Source organism: Acidihalobacter prosperus (assembly GCF_000754095.2).
Lineage (GTDB): Bacteria > Pseudomonadota > Gammaproteobacteria > DSM-5130 > Acidihalobacteraceae > Acidihalobacter > Acidihalobacter prosperus.
The window spans coordinates 52,608-67,365 of record NZ_JQSG02000002.1 but is presented as its reverse complement, the minus strand read 5'-3'; the positions used below and the strand labels follow the sequence as shown (position 1 = coordinate 67,365).

The 14,758-nt window shown below is 68.0% G+C and carries 14 protein-coding genes; 8 read left to right on the top strand and 6 right to left on the bottom strand.

From position 1 onward, the window contains the following. Positions 1-35 precede the first annotated feature (35 nt). Both THPRO_RS04230 and THPRO_RS04225 read left to right on the top strand, forming a co-directional pair. Positions 36-1,142, top strand: a complete 1,107-nt coding sequence (locus THPRO_RS04230; protein ID WP_065089269.1) for a PA0069 family radical SAM protein — start codon at positions 36-38, stop codon at positions 1,140-1,142. A gap of 125 nt (positions 1,143-1,267) precedes the next feature. After that, complete coding sequence (locus THPRO_RS04225; RefSeq protein WP_038092263.1) at positions 1,268-2,017, top strand: glutathione peroxidase; 750 nt, start codon at positions 1,268-1,270, stop codon at positions 2,015-2,017. 35 nt (positions 2,018-2,052) lie between these two features. On the opposite strand, the gene THPRO_RS04220 is transcribed toward THPRO_RS04225, so the two are convergent. The 3 genes from THPRO_RS04220 to THPRO_RS04210 all read right to left on the bottom strand — a co-directional run bounded on the left by THPRO_RS04220 (position 2,053) and on the right by THPRO_RS04210 (position 6,514). Beyond that, positions 2,053-2,976, bottom strand: a complete 924-nt coding sequence (locus THPRO_RS04220; RefSeq protein ID WP_038092260.1) for a hydrogen peroxide-inducible genes activator — start codon at positions 2,974-2,976, stop codon at positions 2,053-2,055. Between the two features lie 57 nt (positions 2,977-3,033). Then, a complete protein-coding gene (locus THPRO_RS04215) occupies positions 3,034-5,247 on the bottom strand; it encodes an FUSC family protein (RefSeq protein WP_038092257.1) in 2,214 nt (737 codons plus the stop codon). A 64-nt stretch (positions 5,248-5,311) separates the two neighbouring features. After that, positions 5,312-6,514: a glycosyltransferase gene (locus THPRO_RS04210; RefSeq protein WP_082954431.1), complete on the bottom strand. Its 1,203-nt coding sequence runs from the start codon at positions 6,512-6,514 to the stop codon at positions 5,312-5,314. A 159-nt stretch (positions 6,515-6,673) separates the two neighbouring features. Here THPRO_RS04210 and THPRO_RS04205 point away from each other — a divergent pair, with 159 nt between their 5' ends. From THPRO_RS04205 to THPRO_RS04190, 4 genes are read left to right on the top strand one after another with little or no spacing between them, the layout of a single operon-like run. Further along, on the top strand, positions 6,674-7,093 hold the full coding sequence (locus THPRO_RS04205) for a secondary thiamine-phosphate synthase enzyme YjbQ (protein ID WP_038092355.1): 420 nt from the start codon (positions 6,674-6,676) through the stop codon (positions 7,091-7,093). After that, positions 7,086-7,772 carry an ABC transporter ATP-binding protein gene (locus THPRO_RS04200; protein ID WP_082954430.1) on the top strand — a complete coding sequence of 229 codons (687 nt, stop codon included), beginning with the start codon at positions 7,086-7,088 and terminating at the stop codon, positions 7,770-7,772. The genes THPRO_RS04205 and THPRO_RS04200 overlap by 8 nt, the downstream gene beginning before the upstream one ends. Further along, positions 7,769-10,264: an ABC transporter permease gene (locus THPRO_RS04195; RefSeq protein WP_065089266.1), complete on the top strand. Its 2,496-nt coding sequence runs from the start codon at positions 7,769-7,771 to the stop codon at positions 10,262-10,264. Before THPRO_RS04200 ends, THPRO_RS04195 begins: the two co-directional genes overlap by 4 nt. Continuing rightward, positions 10,261-11,424, top strand: coding sequence for a lipocalin-like domain-containing protein (locus tag THPRO_RS04190; protein ID WP_038092252.1), 1,164 nt, complete (start codon positions 10,261-10,263; stop codon positions 11,422-11,424). Before THPRO_RS04195 ends, THPRO_RS04190 begins: the two co-directional genes overlap by 4 nt. Positions 11,425-11,450: 26 nt before the next feature. Here THPRO_RS04190 and THPRO_RS04185 read toward each other — a convergent pair whose 3' ends face one another. Further along, positions 11,451-12,278: a hypothetical protein gene (locus THPRO_RS04185; RefSeq protein ID WP_038092249.1), complete on the bottom strand. Its 828-nt coding sequence runs from the start codon at positions 12,276-12,278 to the stop codon at positions 11,451-11,453. 294 nt (positions 12,279-12,572) lie between these two features. On the opposite strand from THPRO_RS04185, the gene THPRO_RS04180 reads away from it, so the two are divergent. Next, entirely contained in the window at positions 12,573-12,902 is a 330-nt protein-coding gene (locus THPRO_RS04180) for a LysR family transcriptional regulator (protein WP_269085341.1), read from the top strand. Positions 12,903-13,016: 114 nt separating this feature from the next. Beyond that, positions 13,017-13,436, top strand: coding sequence for a DUF3617 domain-containing protein (locus THPRO_RS04175; protein ID WP_038092243.1), 420 nt, complete (start codon positions 13,017-13,019; stop codon positions 13,434-13,436). Here the strand turns inward: THPRO_RS04175 and THPRO_RS04170 are convergent. Both THPRO_RS04170 and THPRO_RS04165 read right to left on the bottom strand, forming a co-directional pair. Continuing rightward, entirely contained in the window at positions 13,433-14,317 is an 885-nt protein-coding gene (locus THPRO_RS04170; RefSeq protein ID WP_052064573.1) for a phospholipase D-like domain-containing protein, read from the bottom strand. The two genes, THPRO_RS04175 and THPRO_RS04170, sit on opposite strands and share 4 nt — an antisense overlap. 76 nt (positions 14,318-14,393) lie before the next feature. Then, complete coding sequence (locus tag THPRO_RS04165) at positions 14,394-14,735, bottom strand: TfoX/Sxy family protein (RefSeq protein WP_038092240.1); 342 nt, start codon at positions 14,733-14,735, stop codon at positions 14,394-14,396. Positions 14,736-14,758 lie beyond the last annotated feature (23 nt).

Genomic DNA, 14,758 nt, shown 5'->3' with positions numbered 1-14,758 from the left:
TGCGGGGTGCCTATGCGAGAGACAGGACGCTGTCGATGAGCGAACGTCGAGACTGCGACATTCTGGCGGGACCGCGCAAGGGCCGGGGTGCCGTTTCCAATCCCGATGGTCGATACGAGTCCCATCGCCACGAGCGGGTCGCGGACGACTGGCCAGGCGACGACGAGGTGCCGCCGCCGCTGCGTACCACCCTGGGTATCGACACGGCGCGTAGCGTGATCGCCTACAACGATTCTCCCGACGTGGCCTTCGATCGCTCGGTCAATCCCTACCGCGGCTGCGAGCATGGGTGCAGCTACTGCTTTGCGCGACCTTCGCACGCTTATCTGGGGCTGTCGCCGGGCCTTGATTTCGAAACCCGTTTGTTTCACAAGCCGGATGCGCCGGCGCGTCTTGCCGAGGAGCTGCGCGCGCCACGCTATGCGTGCGCGCCGATCGCCCTGGGCATCAACACCGATGCCTACCAGCCGGTGGAGCGTCGTAGCGGACTGACGCGCAGACTCATCGAAGTGCTTCGGGCATATCGCCACCCGGTGTCGATCGTCACCAAGTCCGCACTCGTCGAACGCGATCTCGACCTGCTGTCGGCGATGGCGGCCGAGGGCCTCGCGCAGGTATTTCTGTCGATCACCACCCTCGACCCTGCGTTGGCGCGTGCGCTGGAGCCGCGCGCCGCGACGCCGCTCAGACGCCTGGAGACGCTGGCGCGGTTGAGCGAGGCCGGTGTGCCCTGCGGGGTGTTGTTCGCGCCGGTGATCCCTGCGCTCAACGATCACGAGCTGGAACGTGTGCTGGCGCGGGCCCGCGAGGCGGGTGCCAGCGCTGCCGGCTACGTGATGCTGCGACTGCCGGGCGAGGTCAAGCCCCTGTTTGCGGAATGGCTGGAGACGCACGTGCCGGGGCGCGCGGCGCACGTATTCAGCCTGCTGCGACAAATGCACGGCGGACGCGAGTATGCCGCCGATTTCGGCGTGCGCATGCGGGGGCGGGGGGCCTATGCCGAACTGGTGGCGCAGCGTTTTCGCGTGGCCGCTCGACGCGAGGGCCTGGATCGAGGCCTGCCGCCATTGGACTGCAGCCGCTTCCGAGTACCGGCGCGCGCGGGCGACCAGTTCGACCTGTTCTCGTCGGACGATCATTGATAGTAATTCGCTATCACTAAAATAAAAACAATCCATTTTGTTAATTTATCCGCCTTTCGTATCCTGTCGTCGTGGGCTATGCATGGGCATGCGCCCCGACCCCAAACCGGATTCAGGGAGGTCATATGTTCGAGAATCGAGAGGGGCAGCGTGTCCCCGAGGTGGTATTCAAGACGCGACGCGACAACGAATGGGTGGACGTGAACAGCCGTGATATCTTCGCCGGCCGCGATGTCGTGGTGTTTTCGCTGCCGGGCGCCTTCACGCCCACGTGCTCGTCGAGCCATGTGCCGCGCTATGACGAGCTGGCACCGGTGTTCCGCGCCTGCGGCATCGACGAGATCGTATGCATATCGGTCAACGATGCCTTCGTCATGAATCAATGGCGCGAGGATCAGGCGGCGCACGCGCTGACCTTTTTGCCGGACGGCAACGGCGAATTCACCGAGGCCATGGGCATGATGGTCGACAAGCGTTCGCTCGGCTTCGGTCGCCGCTCATGGCGGTATTCGATGCTGGTGCGCGACGGCTTGATCGAAAAGATGTTCGTCGAACCGGCGGTCGAGGGCGATCCCTTCGAGGTTTCGGATGCCGATACGCTGCTCGCCTATCTCGACCCTTCGGCGCGCAAGCCGGACGACGTCCTGGTGTTCACTCGACCGGGCTGCCCCTACTGCCTGCGCGCGAAAGGCTTGCTGTCCGAGTACGGTGTGCCGTACGAGGAGATTCGGGTAGGCGAGGGCATCGGCGTTCGCGGCGTGCGTGCGGCCACGGGCCGCGACACGGTGCCGCAGATATTCGTAAACGGCGCGTATCTCGGCGATTCCGAGGCGTTAGCCGGCTGGATTGCGGCGCGCGGGGCGCAAGCGGCATAAGATGCGGCCGGACCGATGCGGTCCGGCCGCTTGTTTCAGCAGGGTTCCACGCAGCTCATCGGGGCGTCGAGGATCGCGCGCGCCAGCACCTCGATGGCCTCGGGCCGCGGAAAGCCGTTGCGCCAGGCCAGCGCCACGCGGCGATGGGGCACCGGCTCGGCCAGACGGCGCACGGCGATCAGCCGGTCGGCATAGCGTTCGGCGCCGGCCGCCGTACATGGGAGGATGGTAACGCCGAGGCCCGAGGCCACCATGTGGCGCAAGGTTTCCAGCGAGCTGCCCGCAAGCGGCGCGTCCGCGCCCTGGGCGCTGCCTTCGGCGGCGGCGCAGGCCGGGCAGGCCTGCAGGATCTGGTCGCGCAGACAATGCCCCGGCCCCAGCAGCAGTAAATCCTCACCCGCGAGCGACTCCAGCGGCAGTGCCGGCTGGCCGCTCAGCGGGTGTGCCGAAGGCAGCAGCGCGACGAAGGGTTCCTCGTACAGCGGCCGGACCGTCACGCCGGGCTCCTCGAAGGGCAGGGAAACAATGATGGCGTCGAGGTCGTTCTGCTTGAGTCGCCGGCGCAGGTCCGCGGTGAAGCCCTCTTCGATCATCAACGGCATCTGCGGAGCGGTTTCGTGCAGATTGGGGATGAGCTGGGGCAGCAGATAAGGGCCGACGGTGTAGATGGCGCCGAGCCTCAGCACGCCCTGCAGGGGGTCGGCATGTCCTCGGGCGAGATTGCGGATGCCTTCGACCTGTTCGAGGATGGCCTGCGCGTAGACGACCACCTGTTCGCCGAGCAGTGTGGGCGTGACCTCGGCGCCTCCCCGTTCGAACAGTGCGGTGCCGAGCTCGTCCTCAAGTTTCTTGACGGCCACGCTCAGCGTCGGCTGACTGACGTAGCAGGTGGCGGCCGCGCGCCCGAAATGGCGTTCGCGGGCCAGCGCGACGACATAGCGAAGCTCGGTCAGGGTCATGTGCTGGATGCTCGCGTGTGGCGGGATGGGGTCATGTCGGGGTTGCCCGAGGGGTGACTATAGCCTGTCATGCGCATCCGGGCCTTCGCCATGGCGCAGACGCCACGCCGCCGCATAGAGTGCGGAGACGTCGGTGGCGATCTTTTCCAGCAACGCCTGGCGCAGCACCGGGTAGGGATGTTGCCGGTCGAGCGTATCCCAGCGACCGATGGCCGGACTCATGCGCGCGTTAGAGGCTTCGAGCGCGTCAAGATCGCCGAGCGGCGCGGCATCGTCCGCCGTCGTGCGAGCGACCCGCGCCAGCGTGTCCTGTACCGCCGCGATCCAGTCCTCGAGGTATGGCGGCAGCGGCGCGTGCTCTCCGGTACCGAGGAATTCGTCGAGGTCGGTGATGTGGCGCGTCAGGCGTTCGTTGTAACTCACCAGGGCGAGATAGGCGCGTGTGCTTTCCCGCTGTCGACGCGGCTCGGCCAGCATCCGTTGGTAGGCGGCGTCGGCGTTGGCGGCGTCGGTTTCGGCGGCCCGGCGCAATTCGATCGTCACGGTGTCGACGCCGGTACCGCTGCGCAAATGATCGAGGGCCGCAGCCGCATAGCGCGCGGTCGAGGTCAACGCGGTTGCCAGTTGCGCCGGCAGGTGGCGGCGTTGCCAGTTCGGCCACAGCCAGTAGCCGGCGGCCAGCGCCAGCACGGCGCCGGCCAGGGTGTAGGCCACGCGTTCGAAGACCAGCGCCAGACCGCTGGGGGCCAGGCGTTCGAGCAGCAGGATGATCAGCGGCGTCAGCAGGGTCACGGCCAGCGCATAGCGTCGGCGCAGGAACAACAGCGTGAAGAAGGTCAACCCCAGCAGCAGGAGGTTGATCAGGCCGGGATCACGCACCTGGGTGACCAGCAGGCCCGCGAGCGCGACTCCGGCCACGGTGCCCGCCGTGCGCTGGAAGGCGCGTGCGCGGGTGCCGCCGATGTCGGGTTGCAACACGACCAGCACGGTCAAGGGTATCCAGATGCCGTGCGGGAGCGCGAATCCGCTGTAGAGCGCGGTGCCCGAGGCGACGGCCAGCGACAGCCGCAGGGCATGGCGAAAAAGGCTTGCGCGCGGGCTGAGGTTCGCGCGCAGATTGTTGAGGCCGCGGCGCAGCAGTTCGCGGGCGTACAGCCGCGGCAGCAGCCGGCTGCCGGCGGCATGTTCGTCGCCGAACAGCTGGTCGAGCACCTCGACGGCGTTCCGCAGATGGGCGCGGTTGCGGTCCAGGGCCCTAAGGGCATGCTCGAATTCGAGCCACAATGCAGGTGGGCAGTCCGGCAGGCGGCGCAACCGTTCGAGGGCGCGGGCCAGATGGCCGAGTTCGGTTTCGTAGGGGCGGGTATCCAGCTGCCCGCGCCCGAAGGCGAGATCGCGCGCGATGACGCGGCAGATGCGTGCAAGCTGCTCAAGAGTACGGACAAGGGCTGCCTGCGCGTGCAGGGCGCAGGCGTGACGACCGGTCTCGGTGTCGCCCGCGGCAAGGGTGTTGGCACCGATGCGGGCGGCGGAGCGGATCAGCACCAGCAGACGCGGCAGCGTGAGGTTGCGGCCGTCGCTGTCGCGGCGAAGCTGGTCGAGCGTGGCGCGTGCCTGTTCGACCCGCAGCCGCAAGTCATGATGCGCATGCGAGAGTGCGCCGCCATCCGTCAGCGGCGTATCGCGGCGCAGGGCGCGCACGGCGGCATCGACCACCGCCGTCGTGGCCGAAAAGCATTCGGCCACCTCGTATTCGACGCGTTTGTAGGGTCGCAGTTTCCAGAAGATCAGTGCGATGCCGAGGGTGCAGCCGGCACCGAACAGCAGGCTGCCCCCGAGAAGTGCCGGCGGTGCGACGGCGGCAGGCGTGACCATGCCGATCAAGAAAGCCACGCCGGTGGCAAAGCCCAGCGAGCTGCCTAGCTGTCCGAATGCCCGGGCCAGGCCGATGCCGACCGCGAGCATGGCCGCGCCCAGGGTGGCGGCCCACCACCAGTGCGCGAGCCACTGCCCGCTCAAGGCAGCCAGAGGCAACAACAGGCAGGCGAGGCCGAGGGTGATGGCGCGATCGCGATAAGGGCCGCCGACATCGGCGATGGAGGTTTGCAATGCGCCGAGCGCGGCGATCAGGGCCGGCACGGGATGGTGCAACGCGGCCAGTCCGAGCAGCGGTATTCCGGTCGCCAGCGTGCCGCGTATCGCGGCGGACAGGCCCATGGTCAGAGGCAGGGCGACCAGGTGTCGGCGGATGGCGGCTGGGCGGAAGGGCATGTGGCGCGTTGTCGATGACCTGCGCCTATTGTGCCACCGTGCGCCGGACCCGATGGCGGCCGTTTCAGTGCGGTGCGTTGCCGATGGACGCGTGCGAGGCGTTGGCGACGGCGTCGTGATGGATGATGTCGCGGTAGAACGTTTCCAGACGACGGGCCTGGTGCGCGGCATTCCATTGCGCGGCATGGATCGGCGCTTCACGGGCAAGCCGCGCGCGCAGTTCGGCATCGCGCAGCAGGTGCAGCACCTTGTCTGCGAAATCCTGCGTGTCGTCTTCGGCGATCAGTGCCCCACCGTGCTCGCGGGCGAGGATGTCGCGCGTACCCATGACGGCGGTCGAAACCACCGGCACGCCGAGTGCGAGGGCTTCCAGCAGCACCAGCCCCTGGGTCTCCGTGCGCGAGGCGAAAACGAAGGCATCACCCGCCCGATAGCAGTCGAGCAAGGCCTGCTCGCGGTCGAGGTAGCCGACGAAGCGCAGGTGGTCGTCGAGCCCGAGCTGGCGGCCGAGGCGCTTGAGATGATGCAGTGCCGGACCCTCGCCGGCGATGATCAGCAGTACATCGGGCAGCGCCTTGCGGACCCGGTCCAGCATATGCAGCAGGAAGTCGATGTTCTTTTCGTAGGCGATGCGCCCGACATGGACCAGGGTCGGGCGCTCGGGCGCGATGCCCAACCGTCGGCGGAATGCCGCGCCGTCGCCGCCCTGCAGATGCTCGGGGTCGATACCCGTTGGGATGATGCGGGTCGGCGTGCGCACACCGTACAGGCGCAGGCGTTCGGCCATCGCCGAGGAGGGCACGACCAAGCCGTCGAGATCGTTGCACTGCATGGCCGAGAAGCGGCGCGCCGCAAAGCGCGTCAGCGCGGGCGGCATCCACGGCAGGTAGTGATAAAGGTATTCCTCGAAGAAGGTGTGGTAGGTTTCGACCCGGGGTACGCCGAGGCGGCGGGCCAGTCGCACGCCGGCGTGATGCGCCACGAAGGGGGTCTGGATATGCAGGATGTCGATGTCTCGTTCGGCCAGCTCCGCGGTGAGGTCGAGCAGTGCGCCGCGGCGCATCATGCGATCTTCCGGGTCGGCAAAGAGATAGCGTGCGGGTATCCGGGTGATGCCGGCCTCGGACGCGCCTGCCGTGGGATAAGCCGGCGCAAGCAGATGCACCTGATGGCCGAGCGTCTCGAGTTCCCGGCGAAAGGTCGCGATCGACGTCGAGACCCCGTTCACGCGGGGAAAATAAACATCGCTCAACATCAGGATATTCATGGATTGGCCTTCAGGCGGCATTAGGCACACGCATGTCGGGCATGCTACGGGGCTGTGGTGTCAATCCTGTTAAACTGGCAGCCCTCGCATTCTTGTGACCCGATAACGATACGCGTCGTTCCCGGCATGGCCGCCGGCGGCGAGAGAAGGAGTCGCGGCATGTCCACGCAGCAATTCGAGTTCACCGTCGATACCCGAGACCGGGGAACCTACGATCTTACCGCCATGCTGGCCGAGCGCCTTGCCGCGTGCGCGGTGGATACCGGCCTGTGTCACGTGTTCGTCTGTCATACCAGCGCCTCGCTGATGCTCTGCGAGAACGCCGATCCGGACGTGCGTCGCGACCTCGAAACCTTGATGTCGCGGATGATCCCGGACGGCGACCCGATGTTCGTGCATCGCAACGAAGGCCCCGACGACATGCCGGCACACGCGCGCAGCGTGCTCACCGGCAGCGAGCTGACCGTGCCGGTCCGTGCCGGACGGCTGGCGCTGGGCACCTGGCAGGGAGTGTACCTGTGGGAGCACCGCAGCCACGGCCAGCGGCGGCGCGTGATCGTCACGGTGCTGGGTGGCTGAAGGCGCGCCCCAGGTTCGGTTGCAGAGGCTGCGCCATCAGTACCAGGACGGCGAGCGTCGCCATGTCGTGCTCGACGGCGTCGACGTGCGTTTCGACCGTGCCGAATCGGTGGCGCTGCTCGGCGCCAGCGGCAGTGGCAAGTCGACCCTGCTCAACCTGATCGCGGGCATCGAGCCGCCCGTGGCCGGGCAGGTCTGGGTCGCCGGCGTCGAGCTGAGCCGGCTTGGCGAGCGCGAGCGCACGCTATTCCGGCGCCGGCACATTGGTTTCATCTACCAGTTCTTCAATCTGATCCCGAATCTGACCCTGCTCGAAAACGTGCGCCTGCCGCGCGAGCTCAATGGCGCCCGCCCGCGCGAGGCGCGCCAGCTGGCGCTCGATCTGCTGCGGCGGGTGGGGTTGGACGACAGGGCGGGAGCCTATCCCGAACAGGTTTCAGGAGGGGAGCAGCAGCGCGTCGCGATCGCCCGCGCGCTGGCCCATCGTCCGGCGCTGATCCTGGCCGACGAGCCGACCGGCAGTCTCGACGCCGCCACCGGCGCCGAGGTGCTGGGCCTGCTGCTCGACGCCGTGCGCAGCGACGGCACCACCCTGCTGATGGTGACGCACAGCGAATCCGTGGCGGAGGCGGCGCAAAGACGTCTGCGGCTGACGGATGGAAAGCTGGTGCCGGCGTGAGCCGACTGCTCGCCCGTGCGGGCCTGCGCTACTGGCTGAAAAGCCCGGCCCAGCTGGCGCTGGCCCTGCTCAGCATCGCGCTCGGGGTCGCGGTGGTGGTTGCCGTGCAGCTGGCCAACGAGAGCGCGCTCAAGGGATTCCGCTTGTCCACCGAGGCGCTCGGCGGCGGCGCCAACTACCGTCTGGTCGGCGGGCCATCGGGGGTGCCGCAGGCGTGGTACACGCAGCTGCGCGTGTCGCTGGGCATCGAGCGCGCGGCGCCGCGCGTCGAAGGTACGCTGCGCGTGCGCGGCCGCAATCTGCAATTGCTCGGCATCGCGCCGCTGGCCGAGGCCGCGCTCGCGCCGAAGCTGGCCGCGGCGTTGTCCGGCGGCGGTTTGGCGCTGATGACCGCGCCCACGGGCGTGATGATGTCGCGCGCCACGGCCGCTGGGCTGGACGTGACGGTCGGCGCGCGGTTCGCCGCCCGCGTCGGCGGGCGCACGCGGACGCTGACGCTGCTGGGGTATCTTGGGGGCGGGCAGGCCGCCATTCTGCAGGGCGTGGTGGTGGCCGACATCGCCACTGCGCAGCATCTGCTCGGGCAGACGCATGCGCTGAACCGCATCGAGCTGCATCTCGCGCCGGCGCAGCTGGCCCGTCTGCGCGCCGTCCTGCCGCCCGCGCTGCATTTGCAGCCGACGGACGAGATTATCGCCGCGGCGGCACGCATGACGCGGGCGTTTCGCCTCAACTTGACCGCGATGAGCCTGCTTGCGATGCTGATCGGCGCCTATCTGGTATACAACGCGCTGGTGTTTTCGGTGCTTCGGCGCGGGCCGCTGATCGCCCTGCTGCGTGCTCAGGGCGTGACCCGCGCCGAGGTATTGCGCGGCGTGCTGGCCGAGGCCGCCGTGCTTGCCGCGATGGGTGCCCTGGCGGGGCTTGCGCTGGGAGTGCTTCTCGGCCATGGGCTGGTGCATCTGGTCACGCGGACCATCGACGATCTGTATTTCACGCTGACGGTCAGCCGTGTCTATCTCGATCCATGGCTGCTGCTTGCCGGGCTGGCGCTGGCGGTAGTGGTGGCCTTGGTCGCAGCCTTGCCGCCCGCTCTGGAGGCGACCGGTCTGGCGCCGCGCGGGTGCAGCGAGCCGATGTCGAAGGAGGCGCGCGGCCGCCGCCGCGAGCCCTGGCGCCTGGCGGCGGGGCTGCTGCTGGCCGGCGCGGGCGCAGCCTTGTTGCTGCTGACCACGCGCAGTCTGCTCTCGGCCTTCGCGGGGCTGTTCGCGATACTGCTGGGCGCCAGTCTGTGGATGCCCGCATGGCTGCGTGTCTTCGCCGCGCTGCTCGCCCGCTTGGGCGAGCGGGCCGGCGTGCGCACGCGTCTGGCGCTGACCGGCGTGCGCCGCTCGGTGGGGCGTACCGGACTGGCCGTCGCGGCGCTGGCGGTCGCGCTGGCGGCCGCCATTGGCGTGGGCGTGATGGTATCGAGCTTCCGTGTCGCGGTGGTCGACTGGTTGCACCAGACGCTGCGCGGCGACTATTACGTGTCCGCCGGCCTCGACGGCGGGCCGGCGCGCCTGCCGACGGGGCTGGCGGATGCGGTGGCGCGCCTGCCCGGCGTGGCGCGCGTGACCACCGGGCTGCGCGTCCTAGTGCGTGGGCCGGATGGGCGTTTCATGATCCTGGCCCTGGGCGCGCCGCCCGGCACGCATCCGGCCGCCTCGATCAAGTCCGCGCTGCCCGATGCCTGGCGGGCTTTTGAAGCCGGACGCGCGATCTTCGTGTCCGAGCCGATGGCCTACCGCCTGGGCCTGCAGCCGGGCGGCCGGCTGACGCTGGACACGCCGTCGGGGCCGCGTGCCTTCCCGATCGCCGCGGTGATCCGCGACTACGGTGGCGGGCGCGGGCTGATTCTGATGCCCCGCGCGCTGTATGCGCAGGTGTGGCACGAGCAGGAGACGAGCTCGCTGGCCGTGTATCTGCGCCCGGGCGCCGACCGCCCGGCGGTTCTCTCCGCGTTGCGCCGTCTGGCCATACCCGGCGGCGCCCGCGTGCGCGCCAATGCCGCCATCGTGAACCAGTCGCTGCACATCTTCGACCAGACCTTCGCGATCACGCGCGTCCTGCGCCTGCTGTTGCTCGGCGTGGCCTTTGTCGGCGTGCTGGCAAGCCTGATGGCGCTGGCGCTCGAACGCCAGCGTGAGCACGCGGTGTTGCGTGCGCTGGGCATGACGCCGCTGGAAATGCTCGGCGTGGTCACGGCGCAGACCGCGGTTTTGGGTTTGGCGGCCGGGCTTGCGGCCCTGCCGCTGGGCGTGGGGCTGTCGTGGGTGCTGACGGCGGTGATCAATCGCCGCGCCTTTGGCTGGACCCTGCCGTTGAATATCGATCCGGCGTTTCTGGCCCAGGGGGTGGCGGTGGCGCTGACGGCCGCGCTGCTGGCCGGGCTTTACCCGGGCTGGCGCATGGCGCGCGCCGCGCCGGCACGCGCGCTGAGGGCGGAATGAAGCGGGTCGCAGCGTACGCCGGGCTGATCTGCGGCGCACTGACGCTGTTGGCCTGCCGGCTGCCTGCGGACCATGCCCAGCAGCCGGCATCCACGTCATTGCAGGCCCTGCTTGGCTCGCGGGCAGCCGTGCCGGGATTCGCCCGCGCGCTGGCGCCGCGGCCGCTGCGGTTCCCGGCGGATCACGGCCCGCATCCGCGATTTCGCACCGAATGGTGGTACTACACCGGCAATCTGCGCGATGCCGCAGGCCGGCCCTTCGGCTTCGAGCTGACCGTGTTCCGTTTCGCGTTGACGCCGCAGCGCCCCGCAGGCGATTCGCCCTGGCGCGCCAATCAGGTCTACATGGCCGATTTCGCGGTCAGCGATATCGAGGGGCATCGCTTCCACGCCTACCAGCGCCTGTCGCGCGGCGCGCTGGGGCTGGCCGGCGCCCAAGCCGTTCCCTTCCGCGTCTGGGTCGACGACTGGTCGGTGGCCTCACAGGGACAGGGATTTCCGTGGCGTTTGCGCGCGCACCGCGGGGATGTGGGGCTGAGCCTGTCGCTGAAGTCCTCATCCTCGCCCGGTGTGGTGCTCAACGGCGATGCGGGTCTCAGCCGCAAGGGGCCGGCGCCGGGCGATGCGTCTTTCTATTACTCGATGCCTCGGCTGTCGGCCAGCGGCGAACTGCGGCTGGGCGGTCATGCCTATGCGGTGACCGGCGACGTGTGGATGGATCACGAGTGGAGCACCAGCGCACTGGCGCCGGATCAGGTGGGCTGGGACTGGTTCGGCCTGCGCCTCGACGATGGCTCGAGCCTGATGTTTTACCGTCTGCGCGACCGCGACGGGCGCAAGGATCGCTTCAGCGCTGGCACCTGGGTGGCGCCCGACGGCCGCGTGGTGCATCTGCCCGCCGATGCCGTCGCGGCGACGCCGACCGCGTGGTGGCGCGCGCCGGGCGGCGCGCGCTATCCGGTGGCCTGGCGCCTGAGCGTGCCTTCGCTGGATCTGGCGCTGCGCGTGCGTGCGCGCCTGGACGACCAGCTGCTGCCGTTTGCCGTGCGTTACTGGGAGGGGGCGGTGGCGGTGGCGGGGACGCAGTCCGGGCGCGCACTGCGCGGCGACGGTTATCTGGAGCTGACCGGTTACGCCAAGGGCGGCCCGGCGCGGCATTGAGCCGTGCACCGGGCCGTCTTGCGGCATTAGAAACGCAGACCGATGCCGGCGCTGACCGTGTCATGCGTCGTCTTGCTGTCGGGTTCGTAATAGCCGTTGGCATCCGCCGCGCTGGCAAGATACCGGTACGCAGTGGCGCTGTATTTAGCATACAGCTTGAGATGACTGTCGAGCACGAAGTCCACGCCCACCCAGGCCCTGGAAATGCCCGCCGCGCCGAGTGTGTAGGTCTGGCTGGTAAGCCCGGAATCGACGCGCGGCGACACCGTCCGTCCGGCGCCGTAGCCGCCGTCGAGGATCAATTGCGGCGTCACGGCGTATTGCAGGCCCAGCTTGCCCATCCAGTAGCCGTTCAGATAAACCTCGCTGTAGCTGCCAAGGTCGCGGTTCCAGATGTCGTAGCCGACCTCGAAACCCGGCATGAAGGCGAGGCGGGGCAGCGCGGAGAGTGCGAAGCCGTAGTGGATGCCGAAACTCGCGTCGAAGAACTTGTTCTGTGTGGTACCGGTGGCCGGTGCGTTGTTCGACAGGTAGTGGCCGTCGTATTGCGTGTTGCCGGCGGCATACAGGAGATGCGTGCGGATGCCGATGTGACGCCACTGAGATGAGGCGTCGAATTCGATACCGTTGAGGTTGCCGGTTTCCTTGTCCAGGGTGCCGCTGAGCACGTTGCCGTTGGCGGCAATATTGGTGCCGGTTTCCGCGTAGTCCTGATGTAGATTGACGTAGCCGATCGAGCCGATGTTGTCGTTGCGCACGATGGCGGCGGGGACCGGCGCCGCCTGGGCCAAGTGCGGGACGACAAGAGCGACACTGAACAGGGAGAAGGCGGCAAGCGATTGATATTGCTTCATTTGGCAATCCTTTGTCGTTTGGAGTTATTAGTGAAATGGCGACACGTCGTGCCGGTCGCGACGGGCATCCTAGCAGAGGAGTCCACGCTCGTTGGGCGGGCGTCAGATGCATGGGTGTTCCGCGTGCCGCTTGTGATGGCAGTTCACGGGTGAGGCGAGGTGTCAGATCCCGTGTGGCGTTGTCTGTGGGCATAAAAACCATAATTAATTTGAGTGAATATTATCAGCCAAATGCGACGACGGAAGGCGACAATAAGCAAAAACGATCAATAATCCGCTGTTTTTGGGCTATTTATGTGCAACTTTTCGAATCATTCGCGTGTCCATTCAGTTGTGGAATTGAGACAACTCAGATATTTGCTGGCAATTGCAGAGGTCGGACATGTCGGCCGGGCCACGCAACGCGTGCATATCTCCCAACCGGCCTTGTCTCAGCAATTGTGCAAGCTCGAACGGGAGCTCGGCGTGGCGCTGTTCACCCGTCATCATCGCGGGGTGACGCCAACCGAGGCCGGTCTCGTCATGCTCGAACATGCCCGCCGCATTCTCGATCAGGTCGAAGAGGCCCGGCAGGCGATCGAGAATTTCACGCGCGGCGACTATGAGTCGAGCGAGGCGAGCTGATCCCACACGCCTGTGCGCGCGCAGCCTGAGATCCCATCATGCGTTTCGGTGTTCCTACGCCGATTCCTCCTGCCGTTTCCCCTCGCGCTGTGTGCGGCCTTGCCGTGTGGCGCGATGGCCGGCGCATCTCCCAAGACATTGCCGCTCGCAGCCGGGCGCTGGCGCATCGAAACCCGACAACAGATCGCCGGCGCGTCACTGCCCTTCATGCCGCGTCACCGCGATATCTGCCTGTCGGCGTCGCATCCCTTCCCGGGCGTCGGCGAGCGCGACTGCCGGCGGCGCCGCCTGAGCGATGCGCGCGGCACGGTGCGCTGGCGCTTGCATTGCACACCGCGCGGCGCCATGCCGGCGAACGGGCAGGCCACCATCCACTATCGCGGCAAAAGCCTGAGCGGCCGCGCGCATCTGCTGATCGCCGGCGGGCGCGGCTTGCTGCATACCTCGCGTCCGATCAGGCTGTATCTCAACGAAGCGCTGACCGGCCGTCGTATCGGCCCCTGCAATAGCGGCCGCCGCGGCGAGGTCGGCTAGGCCGCCGGGCTGGCTTGGCGCCAGTCGCGGTCGAAGGCGGCCCTCAGGGCGGCGACACTGCGGCCGTGCAGGACGATGCCCACGTCGCGGCTCGAATGCAGCACGCTCCACGACAGGTTCTGCGAGCCGACGAAGCCCTGCGTGCGGCCCGCGATCAGCGTGCCCTGGCGGTTGAGGTGGCGCAGATAGCGTACCGAGACGCCGGCGCGCAGCACGGATTTGAGATTGTCGTGATCGTACGCGCTGATGGAGGCCGGCAGGATCACGCGCGCGTCCCGCCCCTTGCGCTCCAGCGCATGGATGATGCGCGGCAGGTAGCCGAAGTTGCGCGCCTCCAGGTCGACCGGGCCGGGTTGTGCCAGCAGGCGGGCCAGCGGCCGCGATTTGCCTGGAGATACCAGCAGCACGCGACGGGGCGCGCCGCCGGCGTGTCGGCGTAGCCAATCCGCGTCGAAGACCTGGGCGAGCGCGTGGGTCACGGTCGGATCGCGGCTCAGCCAGAGGTCGCCTCGAATCCTGAAAAATGCACGATGCGTCAGGTTTTCCGAGTCGACGATGCCCGGCCCCTTTCCCTGATCGTCGATCACGATGTGCGCATGGTCGATCGCATAGCGATGGCTGAAACGGTAAGGACTCCAGCGTACTTCGGCGCCGGCGGCTGCCAGTCGATGAAACTCCGCGCGCGCCCAGCCCGGCGGCCGGCCGTGCGGGTGAGGGGCGATGATGACCTGCACGGTCACGCCGCGATGGCTTGCGATGCGGATGGCGTGGAGCATGGCGGGATCGTCAAGCTCGTACGCGTCGATCGCGACCTGACGATGTGCCGCCTGGATGACCTGGATGACCGGGGCGGGCCCCGAGTGCGGTTCGGTGTACAGCATGGTCTGGCGCCTGCGAAACCTGCTGCAATGACCGCGGGCGGGATGCGAAAGTTCCTGTCGCCCAGCTCGGGATCCCCTATCGGGCGGCGCGCAACGAGGCCGCGCGGGCAGACTGCGCCCAGGCGCGCATGGCATCCGCATCCTCCAGCGAGTCCTCGGGCGCCTGATGGTAGGCGATCGACACGACGCGGTTGCGGGCGGTGTAGCTGAAGGGCGGCAGGCCGTGTCGTTCGAAGGCTTTGCGGTTTTGGTCGTCGGTCTTGAGGTACAACGTGCCGTGCACGATCAGGGCGAACATGCGGTCGTCCAGAAACAGCCCGTGTCCGCCGAACATGCGCCTGGCCCGAACCGGCCCCAGCGGCTGCATGAGTTCGAGTACATAGGCGACGAATTCGCTGTCGGGATGCGGCTTGGCCATGTGGCGTATGCCCGGATGGCGAC

Coding starts and splice junctions, on each gene's coding strand:
- THPRO_RS04230 (WP_065089269.1), top strand. CDS start 36: ATGAGCGAACGTCGAGACTGCGACATTCTGGCGGGACCGCGCAAGGGC.
- THPRO_RS04225 (WP_038092263.1), top strand. CDS start 1,268: ATGTTCGAGAATCGAGAGGGGCAGCGTGTCCCCGAGGTGGTATTCAAG.
- THPRO_RS04220 (WP_038092260.1), bottom strand. CDS start 2,976: ATGACCCTGACCGAGCTTCGCTATGTCGTCGCGCTGGCCCGCGAACGC.
- THPRO_RS04215 (WP_038092257.1), bottom strand. CDS start 5,247: ATGCCCTTCCGCCCAGCCGCCATCCGCCGACACCTGGTCGCCCTGCCT.
- THPRO_RS04210 (WP_082954431.1), bottom strand. CDS start 6,514: ATGAATATCCTGATGTTGAGCGATGTTTATTTTCCCCGCGTGAACGGG.
- THPRO_RS04205 (WP_038092355.1), top strand. CDS start 6,674: ATGTCCACGCAGCAATTCGAGTTCACCGTCGATACCCGAGACCGGGGA.
- THPRO_RS04190 (WP_038092252.1), top strand. CDS start 10,261: ATGAAGCGGGTCGCAGCGTACGCCGGGCTGATCTGCGGCGCACTGACG.
- THPRO_RS04185 (WP_038092249.1), bottom strand. CDS start 12,278: ATGAAGCAATATCAATCGCTTGCCGCCTTCTCCCTGTTCAGTGTCGCT.
- THPRO_RS04180 (WP_269085341.1), top strand. CDS start 12,573: ATGTGCAACTTTTCGAATCATTCGCGTGTCCATTCAGTTGTGGAATTG.
- THPRO_RS04175 (WP_038092243.1), top strand. CDS start 13,017: ATGGCCGGCGCATCTCCCAAGACATTGCCGCTCGCAGCCGGGCGCTGG.
- THPRO_RS04170 (WP_052064573.1), bottom strand. CDS start 14,317: ATGCTGTACACCGAACCGCACTCGGGGCCCGCCCCGGTCATCCAGGTC.
- THPRO_RS04165 (WP_038092240.1), bottom strand. CDS start 14,735: ATGGCCAAGCCGCATCCCGACAGCGAATTCGTCGCCTATGTACTCGAA.